Genomic DNA, 24,383 nt, shown 5'->3' on the forward strand with positions numbered 1-24,383 from the left:
GATAATGACTGCTCACTGGCGCTACCTGGACTCCCTGCAAACTCTGCCCAACCTGTTCATGCAGGCAGCACTGAAACGCAAGGTAACCGGGACCCAACTGCCTGATCTTGGCCTGCGCAGCTGGATGTCGGTGGACGCCGACAAGCTGGCAGCCTATCGAAGTGTCTGCGGCTTCAAGGATGACAGCCTCCTGCCACCCACTTACCCGCATATCCTCGCCTTTCCGTTACAGATGCAGTTGATGACCTCCCGGGAGTTCCCGTTCCCGTTACTGGGCCTGATTCACATTGCCAACCGCATCCGGATTCATCGCCCTCTGGGCGGTATCAGCCAGCTATATATCAGCGTCCAGGCCAACAACCTGCAACCTCACGCCAAAGGCGCGACATTCAGCCTGCTCACTCAGGTCGAAGACGGCCTGGGACTGCTCTGGGAAGAAGAAAGCACCATGCTCTGCAAGGGCGTGAAACTGGAAGGCGAGATCAGCGGCGATTTCGAGCCTGCTCCCATGGCAATGAGCGAACTGGCACGCTGGCACGCTTCATCACTTATCGGCAGGCAATACGCCAAGGTGTCCGGCGATTACAACCCGATTCACCTGAGTGCGCCCAGCGCCAGGCTGTTCGGTTTCCCCAGAGCCATCGCCCATGGCATGTGGCTCAAAGCCCAGACACTGGCAACCCTGGACGACCATTTGCCCGCGTCGAACGTTGAGGTTAGCGTGCAGTTCCAGAAACCGGTCCGCCTGCCCAGCAATGTAGTACTGTCAGCCAGCGCAGCCGGTTCCCATGGTCAACTTCAGGTCGAGGGCGAACAAGGCATCGTACACATGATCGGAAGCTGGCAACCGCTGTAGGTGAATTCATTCGCGAATGACTTGCCTGAAGCCCGGTTCCCCCTGAAGCTATGCGCCTTCAGGAGAACACCATGAACATCGACGAGTTGACCCGGCGTCTGCACCGCATTCGCGATCAGAACGACTGGAAACAGTTTCACAGCCCCAAGAACCTGGCCATGGCCGCCAGCGTGGAGATGGCCGAGCTGGTGGAAATCTTCCAGTGGCTGCGCGAAGACCAGTCTCGCGAACTGCCACCGGAGCAACTGGCCCATGCTGGTCAGGAAGTCGGCGATATCGTGCTGTATCTGCTGCTTCTGTGCAGCGAGCTCGGGCTGGACATGGAAGAAGTCGTGCGCAGCAAGCTGGCCGACAGCGAGCGGAGATTCGCCAAGTGAGTGATCGTCATTTTGACCAGTTGGCCACCCGTTTTGCGGAAAAGATCTACGGTGGTGCCAAGGGCGCCATTCGCCTGGCCGTGCTGCAGGCGGACCTTGCAGAGGCGCTGCCTGAGCGTCCGTTGCGCGTGCTGGATATCGGCGCGGGGCTTGGGCACATGTCGCTATGGCTTGCAGAACGCGGTCATGAAGTCACCCTGGCCGAACCGGCAGAACCGATGCTCGAAGGCGCACGCCAACGCTTTGCCGAAGCCGGACAGAACGCAACCTTCATTCAGGCTCCCTGGCAGGAACTGCCCGGACAACTGACCGAACCTTATGACCTGGTTTTGTGCCATGCCGTGCTGGAATGGCTGGCCGAACCCCACGCCATCCTGCCGGTGCTGCATCGCTTGACCAAGGCCGATGGCTGGTTGTCGCTGGCGTTCTATAACCGGGACGCGCTGATTTATCGCAACTTGCTCAAGGGCCACTTCCGCAAGATGCGCAAAAATGACATGGCAGGCGAAAAACAGAGCCTGACGCCACAACAGCCCCTCGACCCTCGGGAACTGGCAACGCAACTTGAAGGCCTGTGGCAGGTCGAAACCCGCAGTGGCGTGCGAGTGTTCCACGATTACATGCCGGTCGAGTTCCAGGCGCGGGCCGAACTGCAGGACCTGCTGGAGATGGAGCTGGCCCATCGACGCCATCCGGGCTTTGCAGGTCTGGGTCGTTACCTGCACTGGATATGCCGTCCGGTCTGAAACCACGCGGAGATCATCATGAAACGCCGCCTCGCCCTGATCGCCATCTGCCTGAGCGTGAGTGCCTGCCAAAGCGACAACCCCTATGTCGCCAGCTCCACGCCTCTGCCGCCTGCCCCGCCGCAAGCGGCAAACACTGTGGACATGAGCGCCTACCCGGCAGCGCCGCGAGATTACGCCCGCTATCGAAACTGGGCCTGGCTGGACGGTCATCTGCCAGCGGGAACGGCGTGGATGGATTCGGCACAGATCGCGGATGCGGTCAGCAATGGCCTGGATCAGCGCGGGCTGCGCCCCAACCGCAATGGCCAGCCGGCAGACGTCTACGTCAGCGCCTCGATTCGCCAGGAAACCCGGTTGCGGCAGGTGCGTGAAGACTATTCCGACCCATACTATGGCGGCGGTATGGGTTATGGCCGCTACAACGGTTATCGTAATGGCTATGGCGGTTACGCCAGCGTCCCGGTGGTGCGCACCTATCAGGTAAAAGTGATGGTGGTGCAGATCAACATGCTCGATGCCCGCACCGGCCAGCCGGTATGGAGCGCCAGCGCAGACACCGGCAGCGGTAACGATGAAGCGTCGCGCAGCAAAGCCTTGCGTCAGGCGGTGCAACAAGCCTTGACGGCGTATCCCCCTTCGTAACCTTTTCGGAGAACTGCCATGTTTCGCCGCCTAGCCTTGCTGTCACTGGCCTTGTTGCTCACCGCCTGCCAGACCAGTCAGATCAACCGTGACTTCGATGCCCAGCGGGATTTCGGCGGCTATCGCAGCTGGAGCTGGAAAGAGCCCGGCGTTCAATATCAGCCCGAAGACCCGCGCATCAAGAGCGACCTGACCGAACAGCGCATTCGCCAGTCGATTGGCGATCAACTGGACCAGCGCGGCCTGCGCCTGGCACCCAATGGAACCCGGGGCGACCTGCTTGTGCAGACCTGGCTGATTGTCGAAAACCGCCAGCAACTGGTCAGCACCAACAACAATGCCGGCTGGGGACCCTGGGGCAGCTATGGCTATTGGGGCGGTCCGTTCCCGACTGAAACCCGCAGCGTGGATTACAAGGTCACGACCTTGCAGATCGACCTGTTCGACGGCAAGGACGGCAAACTGGTCTGGCGCGGCAGCACCGAACGCATCCTGAGCGACAACGCAGCAAATCCGGCGGCCAGGGACACTGCCGTGCGCAATACAGTGGCCAGAATTCTGGAGCAGTATCCGCCTCGCTGAGCCGTTTTCGCGGATGAATCCGCTCCCACGCATCGGGCAGCCTGACCAGGCCTTGTCTACACTCCTTTGCACACAGGCGAGTAAGCGACGGCTTGGCCGAAGGAGTGCTGATGTCTCCCCTGAATCGTTATGCCGGGTTACCGGCACGGCAACGTGGTGCCATCAGCTTGCTTGCAGGGCTGACTCTGGCTTTTGCCCTGCTGTGCACGTTGCTGGTCATCGACAGTGGCAGGCTGTATCTGGAAAAGCGCTCGCTGCAACGTATAGCGGACATGGCCGCACTGGAAGCGGCAGGCCGTAAAGGCACCTGCAGCCCAGGAAGCAGTGCCTCCACATTCGCCAACCAGAGCGCAACCCGGAACAGTTTCGTGGCTGGCAACGGCAACCGCACGCTGACAATCAACTGCGGCACCCTGGCGCTTGATCTCGACAGCAAACGCACCTTTACTGCCGACGCCACCAAATCCGAGGCCATCAGGGTCGTCGCCACTCATGCCGTCCCCAGAAGCATCGCGGCGGGCATTGCTGCGATTTTCGACAAGACGCCGACTCCGCCGAACATTCAGCTCAGTGCCATAGCGGTCGCGGCAGGTACACCGCCACTGGCAGCCTTGACCATCCGCAGCGCCGCGATGACCATCGACAGCACCAAGGCCGCACTTCTCAACCCCGTGATCGGCAGCCTGCTGGGCGGAACCCTGAACCTCAGTGTCGCCAACTGGCAAGGCATCGCGAATACCGACCTGAGCATGCTCAGCTACCTGAACCGGCTCAAGACCGACCTGAACATCAATGCCATCGGCTACACCGACGTACTGAACAGCAATGTCGCGGTCAGCCAGTTGATCCAGACCGCGATCAATGTGCTGGACCCTGCCGGGACATTGAGCGCCACCGCCACCATCGCCGGGCTGAAAGCCTTGAAGGTCGCCGCTGGTGCGACCACTGTGTTGCTGGGGGATCTGCTGTCGGTACAAGGCAGTTCGGATATCGCGGCGCTCAATACCAACCTGCGTCTGCTCGACCTGGTGCAAGGCATTGCACAACTGGCCAATGACAAGAACGGTATTTCGTCTGCCGCACAGATCAACCTGGCCGGGCTGGCGCAAGTCACCACCAAGGTTCAGGTCATCGAGCCACCGCAACTTTCTGCGGTGGGCGACCCCAGCAAGATCGACCCGCTCAACCCCAAGACCGGCGCCAACAGACTTTATGTACGCACCGCGCAAATGCGCGCGCTGGTGTCGATCAACTTGCCGGTGCTCGGGGCAATTACCCCATTGGTCAACACGGCAACCTCGCTGGTCAGCAGCCTCACGCCGGTGCTCAACAGCGCCCTGAGCCTGAACCTCGCCGGGTTGCTGGGCTCGACCACCTGCGCCCTCGGCCTGACCAGTTGCATGGTCTCGGACATCAAGCTGCTGACTTCGAGCTCATCCTCAAGCGCCGGCCCCAGAATCGACCTGAGCATTTCACTGGCAAGCGCTGACACTTACGTCACCGGCTACACCTGCACAAGCAACACCAACAAGGCCCTGAACATTCATACCGATACGGCACTGATCAGCACCAAAATAGGCCTGATCGACACCGCAAGCGCCTTTCCAGCAAGCACCGACCCTTCCGCCATTACCGCACTTCCCATACCGGTAATCGATATCGGTACCCAGACCTGCCAGAAAATCCTGGGCTTGCTGGGTAGCTGCACCACACGGGTGCCCTTTGGCGGTGGAGGCGTAGGGATCAGTTTTGATCCGGTCAATCAGTCGCCTCTGGGAGGAAGCTCGTCCTCCACCAACAGCACCTTCAGCTCACCCAACCTTCCAGAGGTCAGCAGCGCCCCCCACTTCCCCACGGACCCCGCCGCCGTGATTCTTCCCAGTACATTGCTCGATGGCGTCATTGCGGGCGCCAAAGTCAGTGTCTACAGGCCGTCGACCACCAGCCCCAATGGCCTGGGCAATGTGATCACCGGTGCTGCATCCCTGCTGGGAGCAATCACCACCAGCCTGGATGGAATTGTCGCCAGCACCCTCAGGCCATTGCTGACATCGGTGGTAGACCCGCTGATTGACGCGCTGGGCCTGACCCTGTCGCCCGCCGAGGTGGGCGGTAACCTCAGTTGTAATTTCGGTCAGGCCACGCTGGTCATTTAGGTGTGTTTGAAAATCGGCAATTCGATCTGGAACCTTGCCCCCTCATCGACATTGCTGACACTCAGTTGCCCGCCCATCTGATCGACAATGCCGTAGCTGACGGATAACCCCAGACCGGTGCCGACGCCCACCGGCTTGGTGGTGAAGAACGGCTCGAAAATACGCTCCAGCAAACGTGGATCGATACCGCCGCCGTTGTCCTGAACCGAGAGGCGAATGATGTTTTCGTCCTCTTCCACGCCAAGACCGATCCAGGGCTCGAAGTCGCGGTCCTTTTCCCGACGCGAGAGCAAGGCGTCCCGGGCGTTGACCATCAGGTTGATCAGCACTTGCTCCAGTTGGTCCACATGCCCGCGCACCTGCACGGTGGCGCACATTTCTCCGATGCGGATCTGCACGCCCTTGCCCTTCATGCCCTCAGAGAGCATCGAGATCGTGCCTTCCACGGCCTGAATCGGATTGAACAGTTGCTCTTCGATCTCGGAACGGCGTCCAAATACCCGCATATGATCCACCACACGGGCTGCGCGCTGAACCTGGGTGTCAATACGATTGAGCTTTTCGGTGAGGTAGTCGATATCGATATCGCCCTTGCCCAGACGCTTGAGCACGTTGACCACCGCCATGCGCATGACATTGAGCGGCTGGTTGATCTCGTGGGCCAGACCGGTCGCCATCTCGCCCAGTGTCGCCATTTTCGCGCTCTGGTTCAGTTGCATCCGCGAGCGGCGCACATCGGTGTTATCGCGCCCGACCGCCTGAATCTCGATCAGCTTGCCGTCCTCGTCGAACACGCCCCGGTCGGCCCATACCCACCAAGCATATTCACGGCCGGGCAGCTCGATGCAGATTTCCTCTGTGCTCATGGGCGCTTCAGGCGTCAGCAGGCCAATACGCTTCTTGAACGCCTCGCGCTGCTCGTCTGAAAGCCAGTCGCCCAGATTGATACCCGTCAATTGCTCCGGCGTGCACTCCATATAATTGGCCAGTGGACGGTTGCCGAAACTGAGCACCAGATCCGGTGTGTAACGGCAGATCATCGCGGGCGAGTCTTCCACCAGAATCCGGTAGCGCTCTTCGCTCTTGCGAACCTGTTCGGCCGCCAGAGTGGCGTCGGTCACGTCCAGCCACAGCCCGACGGCTTCCACCGGTATTCCGAGGTCATCACGCAGCAACCGCGCCTCATCCAGCAGCCAGTGATAATCGCCCTTCTTGTCCCGCAGCCGGTAACGACGGCTGACAAAGCCTTCGCGCAGCAACTGCCGGCTGCGATCGAACCAGATGTCCTGATCGTCGTGATGGATATACCCGGCCAGTTGCCCGTCGACGCAATCGGCCAGCGTCCAGCCCAGCAAAGGCGTGAGGCTGTCGCTGAAGAAACTCGGTTCCAGGTTGCCCTGATCATAGCGCTGGACGTAGATCACCGCTGGCGAACTGGCAATCAGGTTACCCAGCCGCGCATGGGCTGCAGCCGCTTCGGTTTCCTGGTTCTTGATATCGCTCACGTCGAGCATGAAACCCAGTACCCGCTGCACCTGACCGCTGATCAAGGCCTGGCCCTGAATGCGGAACCAGATATTTTCCTGTGCGGGATCCGCTTGCAGCAGGCGCACACACAGCAGCATAGGCGTGCCTTTGTCACGCAACAGGACAAGGCGCGTGGACAGCTCCTGCCGGTCGGCCGGGTGAATCATCGCCAGCCAGTCCTGGCGTGGCAAACGATCGACCCTGTCGCTCAGGCGCAGGCTGCGCGCCAGTTGCGGGGCCAGCAGGATCTCGTCGCTGTCGGGCAACAACTCCCACCAGCCGGTGCCCAGCAAATCCTGAAGCACCGCCAGCCGCTCGACATGATGGCGGTTATGCTGCTCCGACAAGCGGAACAGCACCGGGCCGGCCAGCGCCGAGCACAGGTTCAGCCACTCCCGCTCGCCCAGGTCCGGCGCCTGCTGCTGTGCATTGTAGAAACCGAACATCAGCCAGGCCTTGGCCACCCGATCACGGCTGTGAGGCATGACAAAACCGTCGGCATTGCCGAAGGCGCTTTGCAGTTGCGCAAACCCCGTACCGGGTCCAAACGCCAGTTGATGGCTGATGTTGGCATCCAGCCTGTCCAGCTCTACTCCCAGCCGCTGACCGACCTGCCACAACTCCGGCGCGGTATGGGCGTGGTACTGGGCATAGACTCGCCAGCCGACGCCATTGATCTCCGGCAGCGCCAAAGCCACGCAGGGGATGTGCCAGAGCTGAGCCAGTTCCTCCAGTTGCTCGGTCACCACCGCGGCCAGTCGCTCCAGGGTGCAGACCCGTATCTTTTCGGCGATCTGCCCGGCCAGGCGCAGGCATTGCTGACGAATGCGGGCGGCGCTGGCCTCCTCCATCAGGTCGCTGATATCCAGCAACTGCAATAACCAGCCCTTGCCATGAGCCTGAACCCAGCCACGGGCATGCAGGGTATGGGCATCGGCACTCTTGAAATCCAGATCCAGCATGTGCCCTACCCATTCGGACGGCACACCTTCGATCACCAGGGCGCTGTTGGGCAGCAGCAGATTCATCAAGCGCTGCATCACCACATGCTGGGCCGAGACTCCCAGACGCGAGAGCAGGTGCTGGCTGACGCTCTGCACACGCCCTTCGTCATCAAGCAGCAGATAGAGGTCGGCGCCAATCGGTTCGGGTTCGACTGTCGCTGGCACAGGTTGCGGGGCCGTCGGCGCATCGGAACGCCCCAACCAACGACTCAAACGGGTTTTATCAAGGGACAAGTTGCAGACTCGCTCGAGCAGAAAGGTTGGTCGGCAGGTTCGGTACTTCGCCGATTCCTGGCAGGGTCAACACCGGAAGAATTCTGGTCAGTTTGCTCTTGGGATAGTGAATACTCACCGTCAGGACGCCCGCTGTGTAACTCACCGTCATGTCGGAGGCAGTGAAGTTCAGCCCGGCAGGCATCCAGGCCAGTTGGCTGGTCAGGACGGTACGAGCCTGGGTAACCAGCAAGGTGTCGTAATTGGCAATGGTCGGGCTCAACGCCACACTGCGGCGCACCGCTTCACTGGCAGCAGCATTGAAAGACTGCACCATCAGCAAGGGCAGGCTATAGCTCACCACGCCATAGAACACAGCGAAGAACACAACGAACACCACCGCGAACTCGATTGCAGCGGCGCCCTTCTGTTTTCGCCGGGAGAATTTACGAAAGGCTGTTGGCATGTCGACGTCCATTCTGACCTTTACTACCTTTAGACAGCATAGGTTCTTTCAGAAAAACAGGATGTTTTTTATACAATGGAATTACTTTTCCTACTCATATGGTTCGCCATATGCGCAGAACAGGACGCCCGCCAACGGCAGATATCCAACTGGCTGACCCTGGGTGGCTTTGCCCTGGCGCTGGGTTATCTGCTGTATAGCGGCCATACATGGCTGGGATATGAATCAACAGACGCGGGCTGGGCATTTTTCTTGGCGGTGGCGCTGACGCTGCCCGGCTATGCCATGGACAGACTGGGCGCAGGCGATGTGAAGCTGCTGTCAGCGCTGGCTCTGGCAAGCGGCAGCCTGTATCTGCTGGGTACTTTCATCGGTGCAGGACTGGCCATGCTTACATGGATGGCTATACGTCAAAAAGTCTGGCCCCTTATGGGACAACGGTTTGCGCAGCGCTATCTCTATATGAATGCCGAAGCGACAAATAAACATCCCTTCTCGCCCTTCTTACTTGTCGGCTTCCTGTTGGCAGCACTCTGCATCCACTAGTCGAATGACAGACATAACGCTATGTACATAGTCGGAAAGTACGACTACGGTAAATTGTAAACCGTGTTTTGCTGATAGGGACCGGCCTCAGTGCAATAGTTGTGGCCCACCGGCATGGAGTAGCGCGTGAACAAGTATTCAGCCGTCAAAGTTCTGGTAGTCGATGACCAGCCTCTTATCGTTGAAGAACTGAGCGACTTCCTCGAAAACAACAGCTATCACTGCATCCCTTGCCACTCGGGGGCCGAAGCCGTCGAACAGTTTCGCAATGACGACAGCATCGGCATCGTGCTGTGCGATCTGGATATGCCGGACATGAACGGCATCGAGATGGTCGAAGCCATGAAGCGGGCCGGCGGCAAGCAGCACCTGTTCGAGGCCATCATGCTGACCGGGTTTGCGGAGAAAAAAGACGTCATCAAGGCGCTGCGCGCCGGTATCGCCGACTACTACCAGAAACCCGTCGACCTGAACGAACTGCTCCAGGGTATCCAGACCCAGGAGCTCGCGCTGCTGGAGCGGCAAAAAAACCTGCAACAGTTGGGGCTGCTCAATGAAAAGCTCCAGTACCTGGCGGCATCCATCGACGACCTGTACAAGAACCTGGATAAAAAACAGGACGCCCCGGAGCAGGACAGCATTGAGGTCGAGAGCAAGCTTTTCGCCCAACTGTCGCCCAGACAACTTGCCGTCGCCCGTCTGGTGAGCAAGGGCCAGACCAACTACCAGATCGCCTGCGAACTGGGTATCACGGAAAACACCGTCAAACTGTATGTTTCGCAGGTACTGCGCCTGACCCACATGCACAACCGCACCCAATTGGCGCTGGCCCTGTCACCCAATCGACAACGCATATCAGCCCTGTAGCAAAGTCAGCTCGATGGCTGTGGAAGGCAGCTTGCTGGCGAAAAGGCCGTGAAACCGATTATTTCCCGCCCGAGGAGACGCTCCCTCCTTCCTTCTGCTCGTAAAATTCCGGGATCTCATGCTTGTAGGTTTCGAGCCAGCGCTGCAGGCTCAGATCACGCTCGGCAGGCGTGACGGTCTGCGGAGTGGGCGAAGCCGCATTGCCGTGAACCTGCAATTGCAGCCAGGCCTCGGTCTGCTTCTGCGCCTTCGATGAAGGCCCTTCGTCGATGGCCCATGCATCGCCGCACAGACCAAAAACCAGAATGCCGCTGAAGATGATGCGCTTCATGGGTGTGCTCCCTCGGATAGACGACTGGACGCAACCTGGTCTTTCGGGATTGCCTGCCTGACGACAGGGGTTTTCAGTTTTTCGGCCCTGACCTGAGCGTCGCTGACCTGCTGTGCCGTCAGCCCGGCACGGGAAGCCAGTTCTGCGGCCTGGGTCCAGTTGTCCTGATAGATCAGCAGCGTGACCAGATTGGCCGCCGCCAAAGTGTCGGACTGCCGAAGCTCGATGGCGGTCAGGAACTCGAAGCGGGCCTGTTCAAGCTTCAGTTGATTGAGATAAACCACCCCCAGATCATTGCGAATCTTTTCATCGGTGGGCGCCAGCTTGCTGGCTCGCATCAAGTGCTGCTGGGCCTGGACATTGTCGCCACGGGACGCCGCCAGTTGCCCCAGGCCATGTTCGCCCTGAGCCGCCCGACAAGTGCCCAGCAGGCTGCGATACAGAGGCTCGGCTTCGCGACTGCCCAGCAGACGCAATACCCGCGCCTTGCGCAGTCTCACTTCCTCGATGGTGTCAGGCAGTGTTTCGAGATTGGCCAGGCTGGCGTGCAAACGCCCTTCATCGGCCATGTTCTGAGCCATATTCAGCGTGAACTCCTGATCCGATGTCGGCTTGGGACAACTCGCCGCCGATTGCATCCAGGGCGTGGCACCGTGACTGGCGCACCCACCCAGCATCAAGAGTCCCAAGAGGATCATCGCTGCTTTCATTGCACACTTTCCTTCATCCATGCACGTTTCACCGGCTGCTCAAGGCATGACCGATGGCGGTAAATCCTGGCCCGGCCAGCACGATCAATAGCGCGGGGAACAGAAACACCATCATCACCACCGACATTTTGGCCGACAGTTTGGAAATGTATTCCTGCAAGCGCGTCAGACGACGGTCGTCGAGCAATTGCTTGAGGGCCAGCAAGGAGCGCATGGCTCCGCCGCCCTGATGGATCAATTGATTGAGGATCACGCAGGTATCGCTGAACTCATCCACGGCCAGCAGGGCTGCGGTCTTTCTCAACTCTTCGCCCAGCTCCAGCCCGGAATCGACTCGCACCAGAATCACCCGGATTTCCTCGGACAGCACCGGCAGCAAGTCCTTGCCCTCGTTGCTCAGCACCCGCAGCGCCTGCTCCACAGCCATGCCGGACTCAAAGAGAATGCGCAGCAGCGGAATGAAGGTAGAGATCTCTATCACCACTTGCTTCTGACGATACTTGGCGTAGGCAGCCAGCGCCCTTTTAGGGATCAGATAACCCACACCGAATGCAAAGACCGGCGCCATAATCGGCTGCTCGATGGCATTGAAAAACACTATCTGAAGCAGGATCACCAGCGTGCAAAGCCCGAAGGGCACGCCGATCTGGCAAGCCGCATACAGCGAGCGCTTGCTGGCCCGGCGCCAACCGATACGGTTGAGCAGTATCTGGGTTTCGGTATCCAGGCTGATCGAGCGCTGTCCGAGACGCGTATCGCCCAGCAGTCGAAGCCAACTGCCAATTCGGCTTTCACGTACTATCTGCCCTTTGAGCCGCAAGGCGACCTGGCGCTCGTTGCGACGCTGGCGAGCCAGATTGGACAACAGCAACAAGGCTGCTGCTACAAACATCACTGCACTGATAGTCAGGCCCATCTCATACACTCCGCAGCATGCGCCACAACGTCAGGCAACCCATCACCTGGAAGGCAAACGCGACGATCAGCATTCTCTGCCCGCCGCTGTCTTGCCACATGTGCATCAGGTAATCGGGATTGGTCAGCATGAAATAACCGACCATCGCGATGGGCAACAGCGCCAGCACGAGGGCGGTCATCCGGGTTTCACCGGTCATGGCACGCAACTGCCGGCTTGCCTGCTCACGCTCGCGGATCAGCTTGATCAGGTTCTCCATGAGTTCGCTGGCGTTACCGCCATAGCGGTGATTGACCTTGAGCCCAAGAGCGAACAGGTGAAATTCATCTCGTTCATACAGCTCGGCAAAATCCCGAGCAGCATCCGGCAGGCTGACGCCCATTTGCACGTTGCGCTCGATCCGCAGCATGCCGTCGTGCAACGGCTGGTCTGCGGCCTCGATACCGTGCAACACCGCATCGGCCAGTGTCCGCCCGGATTTGAGGCTGCGCACCGTGTGATCGAGCATCTGCGGCAACTGCTCGATCATGCGCCGTACCCGCTTGCGATAGCGCCAGGAAATGAACATGCGCAGCATCAATGGAGCTGCGACCAGACCGACTCCGAAACCGAACCAGTCGCCCATGAGGTAGCCCAGTAGCATCGAGACGGCCCACAAGGTAATCGCCAGACCGATTCGCTCGGTGGGCCTGCCCAGCCCGGCGCGCAGGAAGGCACGTTCCAGCCACTCGATACCGGGCTTTTCTTTCACCGCGATCGTCTGCCCGACCTGCAGGCGCTTCATCACTCGCTCGCTGGCGCCACGATTCAGCGCCAGATAGAACATGTAGAACGCAGCGCCCAGCAGCAGTACAAAAATGATCGCCAGCACCAGTGATGCTTTCATGGGGCAGCCTCCCTGCTCGCGTCAGTAAGAAGGTCGCAATTTGTCACCCGCGGCGTGCACGGCCTCACGCAGGAAGCCGATGCCGGTGCGCCGGTCCAGACGGAACAGGGTGTTGGTGACATAAATGTCGTCGCGAATGCCCACCACCTCGACCACTTCGCTGACGCAACGACGCCCGTCGGGCAGGCGGGCCAGCTGGATGATGACGTCCAGTGCCGCGCAGATCATTTGCCGCAGGGTCCGCTCGGGAATCTGCCGGCCGGTCAGGCCGACCAGGGTTTCCAGACGCAACAAGGCATCCTGAGCGTTGTTGGCGTGCACAGTACTCATGGAACCATCGTGGCCAGTGTTCATGGCAGTCAGTACATCCAGCACTTCCACACCACGAATCTCCCCAAGGATGATGCGGTCCGGGCGCATCCGCAGGGAGTTGCGGATCAGGTCGCTGGCGCGCACCTCACCATGGCCTTCGGCGTTGGGTGGCCGGGTTTCCAGGCGCACCACATGGGGGTGAATCAGCTGCAGTTCGGCAACGTCTTCGATGGTCACCAGCCGCTGTTGCGTGTCGATCATCTGACTGAGCACGTTGAGCATGGTGGTCTTGCCGGTGCCGGTACCGCCGCTGACCAACACATTGCAACGCTTGCCCACCGCCTCGTGGAAGAAATCGAAGATCGATTGATCGATGGTCTGCATCGCCACCAGATCGGTGCTCTTGAGCATGTCCTTGCGGAATTTCCGGATCGACAGGCAAGGCCCGTCCAGAGCAATCGGCGGGATGATTGCGTTGACCCGGCTGCCGTCGGGCAGTCGCGCATCCACCATGGGCGAGGACTCATCCAGCCGACGGCCAAGGGGCGCCAGAATGCGCTGCATGACGCGCTCGACGTGGTGCGAGTCGATAAAACGCAAGTCGGTGTGGTGCAAGATACCGTCACGTTCCACAAAGACCTTGCCCGGCCCGTTGACCAGAATTTCCGTCACTGCGGTATCGCGCAGCAACACTTCCAGCGGGCCGAAGCCGGTCAGTTCGTCGACCAGTTCCTCGGCAAGACGCTCCATTTCATAACGCGAAATGGCCAGCCGCAACCGGGCGACATATTCAGCCACCTTGTCGAACACAAACTGCGCCAGGACCGGCCGCGAGCCTTCGAGCAGGTTCTTGCCGCTCTCCTCGATGCCATCGATGATGTAGCGATGCAACACCAGCTTGAGCCCTTGCCCGTCATCCGTGCTGCCCTGGGTACGCGAAGCAACGCCAAACAATTTCTCCGCCATTATTTATTCCCCCATAGTCGAGCGAAGAAACCTTCACTGGGTTTTTCATAAGCATCGGAATGACGGACCAGGTGATCCCCAAGTCGACGTAACCCCGCGCACAGCGCTTCCCTGGGCGCCAGATCGAACAGCGAAACACCCTGATTCTTCGCGTTGAGTCGCAATTCAGGGCTCAGCGGCAAGACCGAAATCACCGGCAGGCCGAAGGTTTTCCCCACGGTTTCCGAATTGGGCGCTACCGAACGCAGATAGCCGTCGATCAACAACCCGGCGTGCTGCATCCGCATGCCCTTTTCCCGCCACAGATTGAGCACCGCCAGATTGCGTCGGCACTCGATCACGCTCTGGTCGGCGTACCACAGCAACTGGTCACAGTGGCTTACAAAGGTGCGCAGGGCTTCGCTGTCCGGCTGGCCCACCAGATTCACGATGACATGCTGGAAATGCTGGCGCAGGGCACTGAGCAGCATGTAAAGCTCGGCCGCACTGGACTGCTCCAGATGATCGTCGGCCTCGGTGTAGGCAAGAATGCGCAAGCCGTTCTCGGCGGTGGTGAAAGCACTGTCGATAAGGGTCGCGTCCAGCCTGCGCAAATGGCGCAGTGCGTCGCCAAAACTGAACGTCGATTCAAGACCGAGCATCGACAGGCTGTCGCCACGGGGCAAGCCCAGATCCAGCAGCAAGGTGCGCTGTCCGGCCTTCTGTACCACCATCGCCAGGTGAGAGGCGATCAGAGCCCCGTCACCATCGCATTGAGCCCCATACAACACCGACAGACCGCTCATGTTGGGGTTCGGTGTCACCGCTGGCAGGCGTTTGCTCAAGCGCCGCACCAGACCGGCAACCTCACTGGAGCGCGAGCCATAGGCCACGAAATCCCTGGCTCCGGCGCGCATGGCATTGAGCACCAACTGGTTATCCATGCCATCGCCCAGCGCAACAATCGCCAGCATCGGCTTGGCTTCCAGTGCGCCCTCGATCAAAGCGCTCTGGTTCATCAGGTGCTCACGATCGAGCCCCACGAACACCACGCTGGCGAAGGTCACGTCCACCAGCGCCAGCAAATCGTCCAGGCTGCCGCTGCCAGCACTCACCACCTGACCCAGCGATCCCAGAGCGCCCTGCAACCATTCAAGATCAGTGGGGTTTCGGGTAATCGCCAGGAATGTCTGACTCAGGCTCTGACTCATTGAGATAACCCGCTACGGCGCTCGAAATCACCGTTCTCGAGGAAATACATACGGAAGAAATTCGGATCGTAATTGCGCAGGCCTTCGCCTGGCAGCGTAGGCAACTGGGCGTTGACCGCCAGAGGCTGCACCAGATGCGGCGTGACGATCATCAGCAGCTCACGCTCATCGCGCTGAATCTGCGAGTTACGGAAAAAAGCGCCCAGAATGGGGATATCGCCAAGTCCCGGAAACTTGTCCACCGAGGCGATATTGCTGGAGCTGATCAGGCCGCTGACCACAAAACTTTCCCCGTCGGCCAGGGAAATACTGGTGTCGGTACGTCGCACATTGAGTGCCGGCACAGTGGTTCCGGAAATGGTGATGCCTGCCGAGAAGTCCAGCTCGCTGACCTCGGGCGCGACCTTGAGCAGAATACGGTCACGTCCGACCACGGTAGGCGTCAACGTCAGGCGTACGCCGTACTCCTTGTACTCGATGGAAATGCCATTGCCGTCTCCGCTGGGCACCGGCACCGGAAACTCGCCGCCCGCCAGAAAGCTCGCACTCTGCCCGTTCAACGCCACAAGACTCGGGCGCGCCAGGGTGTAGGCAAAGCCGCTGCCTTCCATGGCGTTGATCATGCCCAGCACCTTGCTGCTGCCACCGCCCCAGACGATATTGAAGTTGTTGTTATTCAGGCCGATGGCTGGCCGCGTGGAGCCGACCGTGCCTGGCGAGACTGTGACATCGGTTACCGTGCCGGGAGCGCCGAACAGAAAGTTGTTCGAGCCGGTCCCGAAGATCGAGGTACTGGCCTCCTTGAGCTTGGTACGACTGACTTCAATGAAGCGAATGTCGGTCTGCACCTGACTTGGCAACTGGGGGTCGAGAGAAGGCACCGGCGCAGGATCGACCAGCGCGGCTGTGCCGCTGCCCCGAACAAACACCATGCTCTGGCGCGGCGAGGTGGAACAGGCCGTCCAGACCATCAGGCTGGTGGCCCCCGTAGAGACGCCCGTCAGCAGAAAGCCCTGGTTGCCATTGACCAGCACATCGGCCACCTTCGGATTACCCACGGCAATCCGGGTGATGGCCACCGGCGAACGAACATCCTGCTGCATGCCTTGCGTGACTTCCAGCACGGTCGGCATGGCCGCCAGACTTGCACAGCCATTGCCGGCATTACTGGCAGTGCTCGAAGCTGCCCAGCTTGAATCAACGCCCAGTCCAGCGAACAGCAAAAACAGCGCGTGACGTTTTAAGACCGGTACGAAACAACGGCTCATCAAATGCTTCCTTGCTCGATCAGGGAGTTTGTTGCGTTACCTGGTTGCCGCGTATCACCTCGACACCACGAGATCCACGAGACGCACCGCCATGCTGGTTGCCTCCACCACTGAGGGCCAACTGGCTGAACTGCACCAGGTCGCGTCTGGCCGTATCCAGGCGTACGGCAACATCGGGGCGGCCGGGGTCACCGGTCCAGTAATCCTGCAGATTGCCTTCATCGGCACTGCGCACGGCCAGACGCAACACGCCAGTCTGGGTGGCCAGCAGCAAGCGGCTCAGCAAGGCTTCGGGCACCGCCACCACTACGCTCCTGGCATTTATGCGTTGCTGCTCCAGTTGGAAGCGCTCGTCGGCACTGATGTTGTGGGCAGGCTTGCCGTCGCGAGTCAGCCCGAGCAGCCCACCTACACTCAGGATTCTCAAGGCGGGCACCACCACCTGACTGGAGCGAACAGGGTTGGCAGTGTCTTCGGGGAGATAAAGCAGAACGTCGACATAATCGCCGGGGCTGAGCAGCCCGCCAGCACCAATCACCTCATCGACGGACAAGGCCAGTGCCCGTTCGTCGGGACGAATCATCCGCGCCAGGGTGCCACCCGCCTCGAAACTGCTTTCACTCAGCCAGGTCCCTGCCGCCAGTGGACGCCAGGTGCGGCGTTCGAGCACGTCTTCGATCTTGCTGAAACTGCCGACAGGCGCGACCTTGAGACGCTCGATCAGCAGATCGTCTTCCTTGAGAGAAGTGTAGGGAGGCACATCGCGCGCCAGCACCACGACACTCTGGCGCAGCGCTTCTTCGACGGGCGGCGCAGGCGGCGCGACCTCCACGGGAGGCGGTGCCTGTACGACGGGGGCCTCCACAGGAGGGGGCGGCGGCGCTGGCTCTTTACTGACCACTATTCCCAGATACCCGGCAACCAGTGCACCGAGTAAAAAAACGATAGCGAGCACCATGGTGATACGACTGCTCATGGCAACGCTTCCTTTGTCATCGCATGACCACCTCAATCCAACGCATCAACTTCGCAATAGCAATGAAGAACAATCACATGCCGCTCTTTTGAAGGTAGCCCACACCACCCAAAACGCCATCAAGGTCGGTGAAATATCCCTCTCTGGATGGTCTGGAAAGGCGATTTATAACTTTGTGATTAATGCTTTATTACGGTTGTGGGTTCGCGAGTTGGAGGCAATGCTGTAAGTGCAAAGGTTGTACGAAATTGCGGGTATGAGCCGCGCCATGAAGGGTGCAAGGAGAATCGAGATGTTCCTTACCAATCTGTACATACGCGTCTATACGCACATTCAGGCCTTCCTGAAAAACCGGGAAGCCGCTTCGGCTATCGAGTACGTACTTCTGGCTGCCATGGTGGCCGTGGCCATTGTTGCCTTCGTGCCAGCCATCAGTGCTCAAGTGCGAGTCATCTTCAACCAGGTTCTGGTCGCATTGGGCGGTACGGCAGTCTGACGCTTGATTGAACGAGGATAAAGTGTTGTAAGATCCGAGGCCGTTACCAACGTTTTCAAGGGTATCTATATGGCCGTCCACCCCACACGCCAACAGCTGCTTCTGGTTGATGACGAAGAGGACGCCAATGAAGAGTTGGCAGAACTGCTCGAAGGCGAGGGGTTCTGCTGCTTCACTGCTTCCTCCGTCAAGATGGCTCTGCAGCAGTTGACACGCCATCCGGACATTGCGCTTGTCATCACCGACCTGCGCATGCCGGAAGAGAGCGGTATTCAGTTGATCAAACGCCTGCGTGAACACACTTCGCGCCAGCACCTGCCTGTGATCGTCACTTCGGGGCATGCCGATATGGAGGACGTCAGCGACTTGCTGCGCCTGCAGGTACTGGATCTGTTCCGCAAGCCGATTTACCACGTCCGCCTGCTGGAAACCCTCAACAACCTCTTTCCCGAGCCGAAAATCTTTCAGGTGCAATGACACGAACCTTCATGATCCACGGAACTAGCCATACTGCTCCATAGCCAAAGCGAGCAGACCTATAACGTGATCAGGATGCACAAATGAAGGTAGAAAGCTTTTTTGAATGGCTGGGCCAGGCAATCGGGTCCGTGATCCGCTTCGTGGTGGATACTCTTGCCTGGCTGTTCAACGGTTTCACCCATGCCGGCGGCAACTTCGTGGACGGTTTGTCCCGCACCCTGGGCATGGACGCTTCACTGATCAGCATCGTTGCACTGGTCATCGGCCTGATGCTTCTGTACTCCGCCATCCGTGCCTTCATGCGCGCCTCCATCATCATGGGCATCATCTGGCTGGCGCTGGGACTGTGGCTGCTGAGCTGGATCATTCACTGACCGTCACACACCCCGTGCGCTTCAACTGACCGGCATTACGGCTACAATGCCCGCCTTGCCGGGAGTCCTCATGTCCAAGTTGTCCAGCGATTGGCGCCATCGCCCCACTCATCATCGAGTCTGGGGCATGGCGCTACCGATGATTCTGTCGAATATCTCAGTACCGCTGGTGGCGCTGGTGGACACCGCCGTGATCGGCCACCTGCCCCACGCCCATCAACTGGGCGCAGTCGCGGTGGGGGCCACGCTCTATACCTTCCTGGCCTGGGCCATGGGTTTTCTGCGCATGGGCACCACCGGCTTCGCTGCCCAGGCTGCCGGGCGTAGCGACGGCGCGGCGTTGCGCCAGATTCTGCTGCAAGGCCTGCTGCTGGCGATGGGGCTGGCCTGCCTGCTGGGACTGATTGCCCTGCCCTTCAGTCATCTGGCCCTGTCGTTGATGCAGCCCTCGGCCGACCTGCAACAGATGACCCTGGATTTCTTCCACGCCCGGCTTTTCGGCCTGCCTGCGGCACTGGCCACGTATGCGCTGGTGGGCTGGTTTCTCGGCACCCAGAACGCCAGGGCGCCGCTGGCCATTCTGTTGATCACCAATGCGGTGAACATCCTTCTCAACCTGTGGTTCGTTCTGGGCCTGGACTGGGGAGTGGTCGGCTCGGCGCGGGCTTCGGTGCTGGCAGAGTGGACCGGTGCATTGATCGGTCTGTTCATGGCTCGCAACGCTCTGCGGGCCTGGCCGGGCAGGATCGTCTGGGCAGCCTTGAAACTCTGGAGCAACTGGCGCCCGCTGCTGGCGGTCAACCGCGACATCTTCATTCGTACCCTGGCGCTGCAGTCGATCATGTTCCTGATCACCGCCCAGGGCGCTCGACTGGGAGATGCCACCGTCGCCGCCAATGCATTGCTGCTCAACGGCCTGCTGCTGACGTCCCACGCACTGGACGGGCTGGCCCATGCCGTGGAAGCCTTGTGCGGGCATGCCATCGGAGCGAGTGACCGCACGGCATTACGTCGCTCTCTGGTGGTCGCCGGTGGCTGGTCCCTGATTGCCAGCCTGGCCTTTGCGCTGTTGTTCCTGACGGGCGGGCATCTCTTCGTGCAGATGCAGACCAACATCCCCGAAGTGCGTGAAACCGCCCTTGTCTATTTGCCCTATCTGGCTGCCATGCCCCTGCTCGCGGTCTGGAGTTATTTGCTGGACGGCCTGTTCATCGGCGCCACACGCGCCCGTGAAATGCGCAATGCGATGCTGATCAGCGTTGCCCTGATCGCTCCCGTCGCCTTTTTCGCCGTCGACCAGGGCAACCATGGACTCTGGCTGACGTTCATGACCTTCACCCTGGTGCGTGGCTTGAGCCTTGGGACCATCGCCTGGCGCCTGAACCGCAAGGACGGCTGGTTCGCCTATTGATCGCTCTCGGCCATCCTGCCGGCAAAGGTGATTCTCGGGCTGGTCAGGGTCAGACCGCTTGAATCAAGCCGCACCCGACTGGAACCGATGCTTAACGACAGCTCGCTGCCCTCTTCAAACGACACGGTCGGCCCGTTATCCAGACGAAAGCGGCGCTTCTCGCCCAAGATCATCTGCCAGTCCAGTTGCGCCTGCACGCTGTCGGCGGGCAAGGCTCTTTCGCACGGGCTGAAAGCTGGCTTACAGGCACGAGAATGCAGGCAGGCAGTAATCACAGGGCGATCCATATCGTCATCGAGCAAACTCACCAGCACTTCCATCCCGCCGGTAAACACCCATTCAAGCCCCTGCATCACCGGTAGCCAGCAATCGTTGTAACGCGCACCACATCCCTGCAACCCCCACTCGAACTGCACCTTCAGACGCCCCACCGAATCGCGCTCGACCTCCTGCCCCGGCGGACCGACGACCCAGGCCCGCTGCAACTGCGGCACCTTCGCACGTGGCTGCGGCTCAGGCACGCTGAAGCCCACTTCCCAGGGAACAGCCTGAAAACGATTGGTATAACCCTCACCGTCTTCAGCTTCCGACCCCGGTTCAACGCAGTGATGCTCGACCTGGTTGACCAGCCACATGTGGTTCCACTCGGTTTCCGGGTGACCGGTCAGCGGCAGCAGATACCCCGAGACCACAAATGGCAGGCTGCTTTCGCCTTCGGCCCGCTGCCGGGAGCGACTGCCTGGCAAGTCCTGGCCCTGGGTGGTGACAGCAAAACGGGTGACGCCCTGTCGGTGTGGCAATTGCTGCCAGGGCGCCGCAGGCGCAGGACGAAAACCGCGCAGGCTATCGCCAAAGACCAGTTCATGGCGCTGGCGAGAATGAATGAAGTGATAGTGAATGCCCTCTTCGGCACACAGACGCGCCAACAGTTGCAGGTCAGACTCCTGATATTGCGCGCAATACTCACGCTCGCGGCATTGGGTTTTCAGCTCGAAGCGATAGCTGCCCTTGCGCAGCCCATGCTCTTCCAGAACCCTGGCAATAATCTGCGGGGCGGTCATGTGTTGAAAGATGCGCTGGTTGTAACGCTGCCCGAGACAGGCCAGCCGAGGGCCGACCTTCAATCGATAACAAGCAGGCCCGGGCCGGAAATGACTGCGCACCGCACTGTGGATCTGGCCATGAAAGCCATGACTACCATCTTTGAAACTCAGGAATACCGGCTTGTACATCAGGCTTGCCAGATCCACATCGAGGCTTTCGTTGACGACTTCCAGCTCGAAGGCAAACGGCTGACTGATCGCTTCCGTACCCCGTAACCAGAGGACGGTAAAACAATGACGCAGACGGGCGATCTCCAGACGAAAAAGCGGCGCGCTGGCGGGATCGGGCATGAGGGTGTTCTCTACAGAGGAATCCGAGCGGCGATTCTGGCCGAGAAGCGGGATCGAGTAGAGGGCAAAAGGCAGAACAGGAAGCTGCCTACATGTGAAGAGGTTTTGGACTACACAATGATTGATCGCGAATGAATTCGCTCCCACAGGTGCAGGAGCGAATTCATTCGCGAAAAGTCAGGAAGACAAGTAAGAGGAACGAGTCAGGCCAAGGCGCAACGCATCCAGGTACTGAGTGCGCTCACGCGGGCTGATCCTGGCGCTGGCAACCTTGTCCCGGTAATGGGTCATCAGTTCTTCCGGCGACAAGTGCACGTAACGCAGCATGTCTTCGATGGTGTCGTGGGTTTCGATACCGGCGTGGTAAACGCTACCATCCTGGTTCTGGTAGATGTTCACCGAGTCGGTATCACCGAACAGGTTGTGCATGTCACCCAGAATCTCCTGATAGGCACCTACCAGGAAGATACCCAGCAGATAATCTTCACCTTCATTCAGGGGATGCACCGGCATGCTGGTTTCGATGCTCTGCTCGTCAACGTACTGGTTGATCTTGCCGTCGGAGTCGCAGGTCAGGTCCTGAAGCACCGCACGACGTACGGGCTCTTCGCCCAGACGATGCAGCGGAATGATCGGCAGCACCTGGCCGATGGCCCAGGTGTCGGGCAGGCTCTGGAAGACCGAGAAGTTACAGATGTACTTGTCGGCCAGCTTGTCGTTGAGTTCGTCCAGCACCTGGCGATGGGAACGCTGACGGGCTTTCAACGAGTTATGCAGGCGGCGGCAAACCGCGAAATAGCACTGCTCGCCCAGAGCTTTCTGCGCCAGGCTGATCTTGCCGTCGGCATACTGGGTCGCGATATCGCTCATGTAGTGCGTGGCACGCCAGTAGGTTTCGGTCACCATCTCGATATCGGTCGGGCCCAGCAGATCGATCAGCCACTGCACGGTTTCCGGCAGGCTTTCCTTGTCTTCGATCAGCGGTACTTCGTCGTTGTGCCTTTCGACGTCGGTCACCTGCACCACCAGCATGGCGTGGTGGGCGGTCAAAGAGCGGCCGCTTTCGGAAAAAATGTGCGGATGCGGCAGGCCCTGGGCGTCGCAGAACTCCTTGAGCATGCCGACCACGACACCAGCGTAGTCATCCATGTCGTAGTTGATGGAGCTGGCGTTACGCGAGTGCGTACCGTCGTAATCCACGCCCAGACCGCCGCCCACGTCGATGTGGTCTACCGGCAGCCCCAGATTGCGCAGCTCGCCGTAGTAACGAATCGCTTCCTTGAACCCGTGCTGGTAGTCCGCCAGATTGGCGATCTGCGAGCCCATGTGGAAATGCAGCAGGCGAATGCCCTGATCCAGGCCCGCCTTGCGGAAACGATCAACCACCGAGAGCAGTTGCGCGGCCGACAGGCCGAACTTGGATTTCTCGCCGCCGGTATCGGCCCACTTGCTCGACGCCAGCGAAGACAGGCGCACGCGCAGGCCCACTTGCGGAGCAACCTTGAGCTCTGCAGCCTCTTCGATGACCAGTTCGACTTCGGATTCTTTCTCGATCACGATGAAGACGTTGTGGCCCAGCTTCTGGCCCATCAGTGCCAGACGGATGAACTCACGGTCCTTGTAACCGTTGCAGACAATGGTCCCGCCCTTGGGCGCCAGCGCCAGCACCGCCATCAACTCAGGCTTGGAACCCGCCTCAAGGCCGATGGAGACGTTCTGGGTGGCAATGATGTTTTCCACCACTGCTTCCTGCTGGTTGACCTTGATCGGGTACAGCGCGGTGTACTGGCTCTGGTATTCCAGGCGCGCGATGTTGCTGTCGAAGGCACCGGTCAACTGGCGAACGCGGTCTTGAAGGATATCGGGGAAACGCACCAGCAATGGCAGGGACAAACCGCTCTTGCGCAGATTGTCGACCTGCTCATAAAGGTCGATGGGCGAACTGCCCGGCCCGTTGGGACGAACTTCAACGCGACCGGATTCATTGATCGCAAAATAACCGGCCCCCCAATGACGAATCCCGTAAACACTGCGGCTGTCCGCAACGGTCCATTGGCTGCCATCGTCTTTGCGTGTGCGTCTTACGGACATCGAAGTCCCCTATAGATAAGTCATGTAGCGCCGCCCCAATGACAGGCATGCGCAGTGTAGAGAGTGGAAATGACGGTTTGGTTCTCGCTCAGCCGCCGGACTTTTTGGCCTTGAAACCTTTCTTGACCAGTTCCGCCAGCAACAGCTCGACGTGATCGCCCTGAATCTCGATCACTCCGTCCTTGAGGGCTCCGCCCGTGCCGCAACGCTGCTTGAGCGCCTTGGCCAGTTCCTTGAGCCCATCCTCGGCCAGTGGCACGCCCGTGATGGTGGTCACGGTCTTGCCTCCACGGCCTTTGCTCTCGCGCCGCACGCGCGCAATACCGTCTCCCTCGGGGATGACGTTCTGCTTGCAGGTACAGGCATCGACAGGCTGACGACATTCGGGACAATGACGCCCTGCGTCGGTTGAAAACACCAAGCCACCCAGGGCGGCGAAGGATGCGGCTTTCTTAGCCACTGGAAATCCTCTTGTTGAGGACTGAAGACGGGCCGGGCTCGATCGTGAGCCTTCGACCGCGAAGCCCCACTCTGGCAGGGGCAGCGCTACTGGAACGGCATGGCCGGCCCAGTTTTAAAAGGTCGCGCAGTGTACCG

Annotated in this window: 26 protein-coding genes; 13 read left to right on the top strand and 13 right to left on the bottom strand. The window is 59.8% G+C overall.

All coding sequences use genetic code 11. The features are described 5' to 3' along the window. The first annotated feature begins 4 nt into the window (after nucleotides 1–4). From KGD89_RS23170 to KGD89_RS23195, 6 genes are all read left to right on the top strand, one after another. Nucleotides 5–856: a MaoC family dehydratase gene (locus KGD89_RS23170; protein ID WP_025262109.1), complete on the top strand. Its 852-nt coding sequence runs from the start codon at nucleotides 5–7 to the stop codon at nucleotides 854–856. Between the two features lie 71 nt (nucleotides 857–927). After that, nucleotides 928–1,233 (top strand): MazG-like family protein, encoded by a 306-nt coding sequence (locus KGD89_RS23175; protein ID WP_025262110.1) that lies wholly within the window; start codon nucleotides 928–930, stop codon nucleotides 1,231–1,233. Next, nucleotides 1,230–1,979, top strand: a complete 750-nt coding sequence (locus KGD89_RS23180) for a methyltransferase domain-containing protein (RefSeq protein WP_025262111.1) — start codon at nucleotides 1,230–1,232, stop codon at nucleotides 1,977–1,979. Before KGD89_RS23175 ends, KGD89_RS23180 begins: the two co-directional genes overlap by 4 nt. An 18-nt stretch (nucleotides 1,980–1,997) precedes the next feature. Further along, on the top strand, nucleotides 1,998–2,624 hold the full coding sequence (locus tag KGD89_RS23185; protein WP_025262112.1) for a DUF4136 domain-containing protein: 627 nt from the start codon (nucleotides 1,998–2,000) through the stop codon (nucleotides 2,622–2,624). A gap of 18 nt (nucleotides 2,625–2,642) precedes the next feature. Beyond that, complete coding sequence (locus KGD89_RS23190; RefSeq protein ID WP_025262113.1) at nucleotides 2,643–3,206, top strand: DUF4136 domain-containing protein; 564 nt, start codon at nucleotides 2,643–2,645, stop codon at nucleotides 3,204–3,206. A gap of 110 nt (nucleotides 3,207–3,316) precedes the next feature. After that, nucleotides 3,317–5,362, top strand: a complete 2,046-nt coding sequence (locus tag KGD89_RS23195) for a TadG family pilus assembly protein (protein ID WP_025262114.1) — start codon at nucleotides 3,317–3,319, stop codon at nucleotides 5,360–5,362. On the opposite strand, the gene KGD89_RS23200 is transcribed toward KGD89_RS23195, so the two are convergent. Then, complete coding sequence (locus KGD89_RS23200; RefSeq protein ID WP_025262115.1) at nucleotides 5,359–8,127, bottom strand: PAS domain-containing sensor histidine kinase; 2,769 nt, start codon at nucleotides 8,125–8,127, stop codon at nucleotides 5,359–5,361. The two genes, KGD89_RS23195 and KGD89_RS23200, sit on opposite strands and share 4 nt — an antisense overlap. Then, the gene (locus KGD89_RS23205; RefSeq protein WP_025262116.1) at nucleotides 8,117–8,572 is read right to left on the bottom strand and encodes a TadE/TadG family type IV pilus assembly protein; all 456 of its coding nucleotides are present in this window, start codon (nucleotides 8,570–8,572) and stop codon (nucleotides 8,117–8,119) included. The genes KGD89_RS23200 and KGD89_RS23205 overlap by 11 nt, the downstream gene beginning before the upstream one ends. A 75-nt stretch (nucleotides 8,573–8,647) precedes the next feature. On the opposite strand from KGD89_RS23205, the gene KGD89_RS23210 reads away from it, so the two are divergent. After that, a complete protein-coding gene (locus KGD89_RS23210; RefSeq protein ID WP_025262117.1) occupies nucleotides 8,648–9,118 on the top strand; it encodes a prepilin peptidase in 471 nt (156 codons plus the stop codon). Between the two features lie 126 nt (nucleotides 9,119–9,244). Beyond that, nucleotides 9,245–9,985: a response regulator transcription factor gene (locus tag KGD89_RS23215; RefSeq protein ID WP_025262118.1), complete on the top strand. Its 741-nt coding sequence runs from the start codon at nucleotides 9,245–9,247 to the stop codon at nucleotides 9,983–9,985. Nucleotides 9,986–10,043: 58 nt separating this feature from the next. On the opposite strand, the gene KGD89_RS23220 is transcribed toward KGD89_RS23215, so the two are convergent. Genes KGD89_RS23220 through cpaB form a run of 8 tightly spaced genes read right to left on the bottom strand, consistent with a single transcriptional unit; the run spans nucleotide 10,044 to nucleotide 17,540 of the window. After that, entirely contained in the window at nucleotides 10,044–10,316 is a 273-nt protein-coding gene (locus KGD89_RS23220; RefSeq protein WP_025262119.1) for a DUF3613 domain-containing protein, read from the bottom strand. Next, nucleotides 10,313–11,026: a tetratricopeptide repeat protein gene (locus KGD89_RS23225; RefSeq protein ID WP_025262120.1), complete on the bottom strand. Its 714-nt coding sequence runs from the start codon at nucleotides 11,024–11,026 to the stop codon at nucleotides 10,313–10,315. Before KGD89_RS23225 ends, KGD89_RS23220 begins: the two co-directional genes overlap by 4 nt. Before the next feature lie 28 nt (nucleotides 11,027–11,054). After that, on the bottom strand, nucleotides 11,055–11,942 hold the full coding sequence (locus KGD89_RS23230; RefSeq protein ID WP_025262121.1) for a type II secretion system F family protein: 888 nt from the start codon (nucleotides 11,940–11,942) through the stop codon (nucleotides 11,055–11,057). Between the two features lies 1 nt (nucleotide 11,943). Then, nucleotides 11,944–12,828: a type II secretion system F family protein gene (locus KGD89_RS23235; protein WP_025262122.1), complete on the bottom strand. Its 885-nt coding sequence runs from the start codon at nucleotides 12,826–12,828 to the stop codon at nucleotides 11,944–11,946. Nucleotides 12,829–12,849: 21 nt separating this feature from the next. After that, nucleotides 12,850–14,106: a CpaF family protein gene (locus KGD89_RS23240; RefSeq protein ID WP_025262123.1), complete on the bottom strand. Its 1,257-nt coding sequence runs from the start codon at nucleotides 14,104–14,106 to the stop codon at nucleotides 12,850–12,852. Next, nucleotides 14,106–15,296: a pilus assembly protein gene (locus KGD89_RS23245; protein WP_025262124.1), complete on the bottom strand. Its 1,191-nt coding sequence runs from the start codon at nucleotides 15,294–15,296 to the stop codon at nucleotides 14,106–14,108. The genes KGD89_RS23240 and KGD89_RS23245 overlap by 1 nt, the downstream gene beginning before the upstream one ends. Then, complete coding sequence (locus tag KGD89_RS23250; protein WP_025262125.1) at nucleotides 15,293–16,564, bottom strand: type II and III secretion system protein family protein; 1,272 nt, start codon at nucleotides 16,562–16,564, stop codon at nucleotides 15,293–15,295. Before KGD89_RS23250 ends, KGD89_RS23245 begins: the two co-directional genes overlap by 4 nt. A gap of 19 nt (nucleotides 16,565–16,583) precedes the next feature. Then, a complete protein-coding gene (gene cpaB / locus KGD89_RS23255) occupies nucleotides 16,584–17,540 on the bottom strand; it encodes a Flp pilus assembly protein CpaB (protein ID WP_025262126.1) in 957 nt (318 codons plus the stop codon). Here cpaB and KGD89_RS23260 point away from each other — a divergent pair. From KGD89_RS23260 to KGD89_RS23280, 5 genes are all read left to right on the top strand, one after another. Continuing rightward, the gene (locus KGD89_RS23260) at nucleotides 17,539–17,769 is read left to right on the top strand and encodes a hypothetical protein (protein ID WP_143008733.1); all 231 of its coding nucleotides are present in this window, start codon (nucleotides 17,539–17,541) and stop codon (nucleotides 17,767–17,769) included. The two genes, cpaB and KGD89_RS23260, sit on opposite strands and share 2 nt — an antisense overlap. Nucleotides 17,770–17,832: 63 nt before the next feature. Beyond that, nucleotides 17,833–18,036 carry a Flp family type IVb pilin gene (locus KGD89_RS23265; RefSeq protein ID WP_025262127.1) on the top strand — a complete coding sequence of 68 codons (204 nt, stop codon included), beginning with the start codon at nucleotides 17,833–17,835 and terminating at the stop codon, nucleotides 18,034–18,036. A gap of 69 nt (nucleotides 18,037–18,105) precedes the next feature. Then, complete coding sequence (locus KGD89_RS23270) at nucleotides 18,106–18,513, top strand: response regulator (RefSeq protein WP_025262128.1); 408 nt, start codon at nucleotides 18,106–18,108, stop codon at nucleotides 18,511–18,513. Between the two features lie 83 nt (nucleotides 18,514–18,596). Then, complete coding sequence (locus KGD89_RS23275) at nucleotides 18,597–18,890, top strand: hypothetical protein (RefSeq protein ID WP_025262129.1); 294 nt, start codon at nucleotides 18,597–18,599, stop codon at nucleotides 18,888–18,890. 70 nt (nucleotides 18,891–18,960) lie between these two features. Beyond that, nucleotides 18,961–20,301, top strand: a complete 1,341-nt coding sequence (locus KGD89_RS23280; protein ID WP_025262130.1) for an MATE family efflux transporter — start codon at nucleotides 18,961–18,963, stop codon at nucleotides 20,299–20,301. Here KGD89_RS23280 and KGD89_RS23285 read toward each other — a convergent pair. The 3 genes from KGD89_RS23285 to KGD89_RS23295 all read right to left on the bottom strand — a co-directional run bounded on the left by KGD89_RS23285 (nucleotide 20,295) and on the right by KGD89_RS23295 (nucleotide 24,246). Next, nucleotides 20,295–21,695 carry a contractile injection system protein, VgrG/Pvc8 family gene (locus KGD89_RS23285; RefSeq protein ID WP_025262131.1) on the bottom strand — a complete coding sequence of 467 codons (1,401 nt, stop codon included), beginning with the start codon at nucleotides 21,693–21,695 and terminating at the stop codon, nucleotides 20,295–20,297. The two genes, KGD89_RS23280 and KGD89_RS23285, sit on opposite strands and share 7 nt — an antisense overlap. A gap of 177 nt (nucleotides 21,696–21,872) precedes the next feature. Next, on the bottom strand, nucleotides 21,873–23,786 hold the full coding sequence (gene speA / locus KGD89_RS23290) for an arginine decarboxylase (protein ID WP_025262132.1): 1,914 nt from the start codon (nucleotides 23,784–23,786) through the stop codon (nucleotides 21,873–21,875). A gap of 88 nt (nucleotides 23,787–23,874) precedes the next feature. Continuing rightward, on the bottom strand, nucleotides 23,875–24,246 hold the full coding sequence (locus KGD89_RS23295) for a translation initiation factor Sui1 (protein WP_025262133.1): 372 nt from the start codon (nucleotides 24,244–24,246) through the stop codon (nucleotides 23,875–23,877). Nucleotides 24,247–24,383: the final 137 nt, after the last annotated feature.

Source organism: Pseudomonas cichorii (genome assembly GCF_018343775.1).
GTDB lineage: Bacteria > Pseudomonadota > Gammaproteobacteria > Pseudomonadales > Pseudomonadaceae > Aquipseudomonas > Aquipseudomonas cichorii.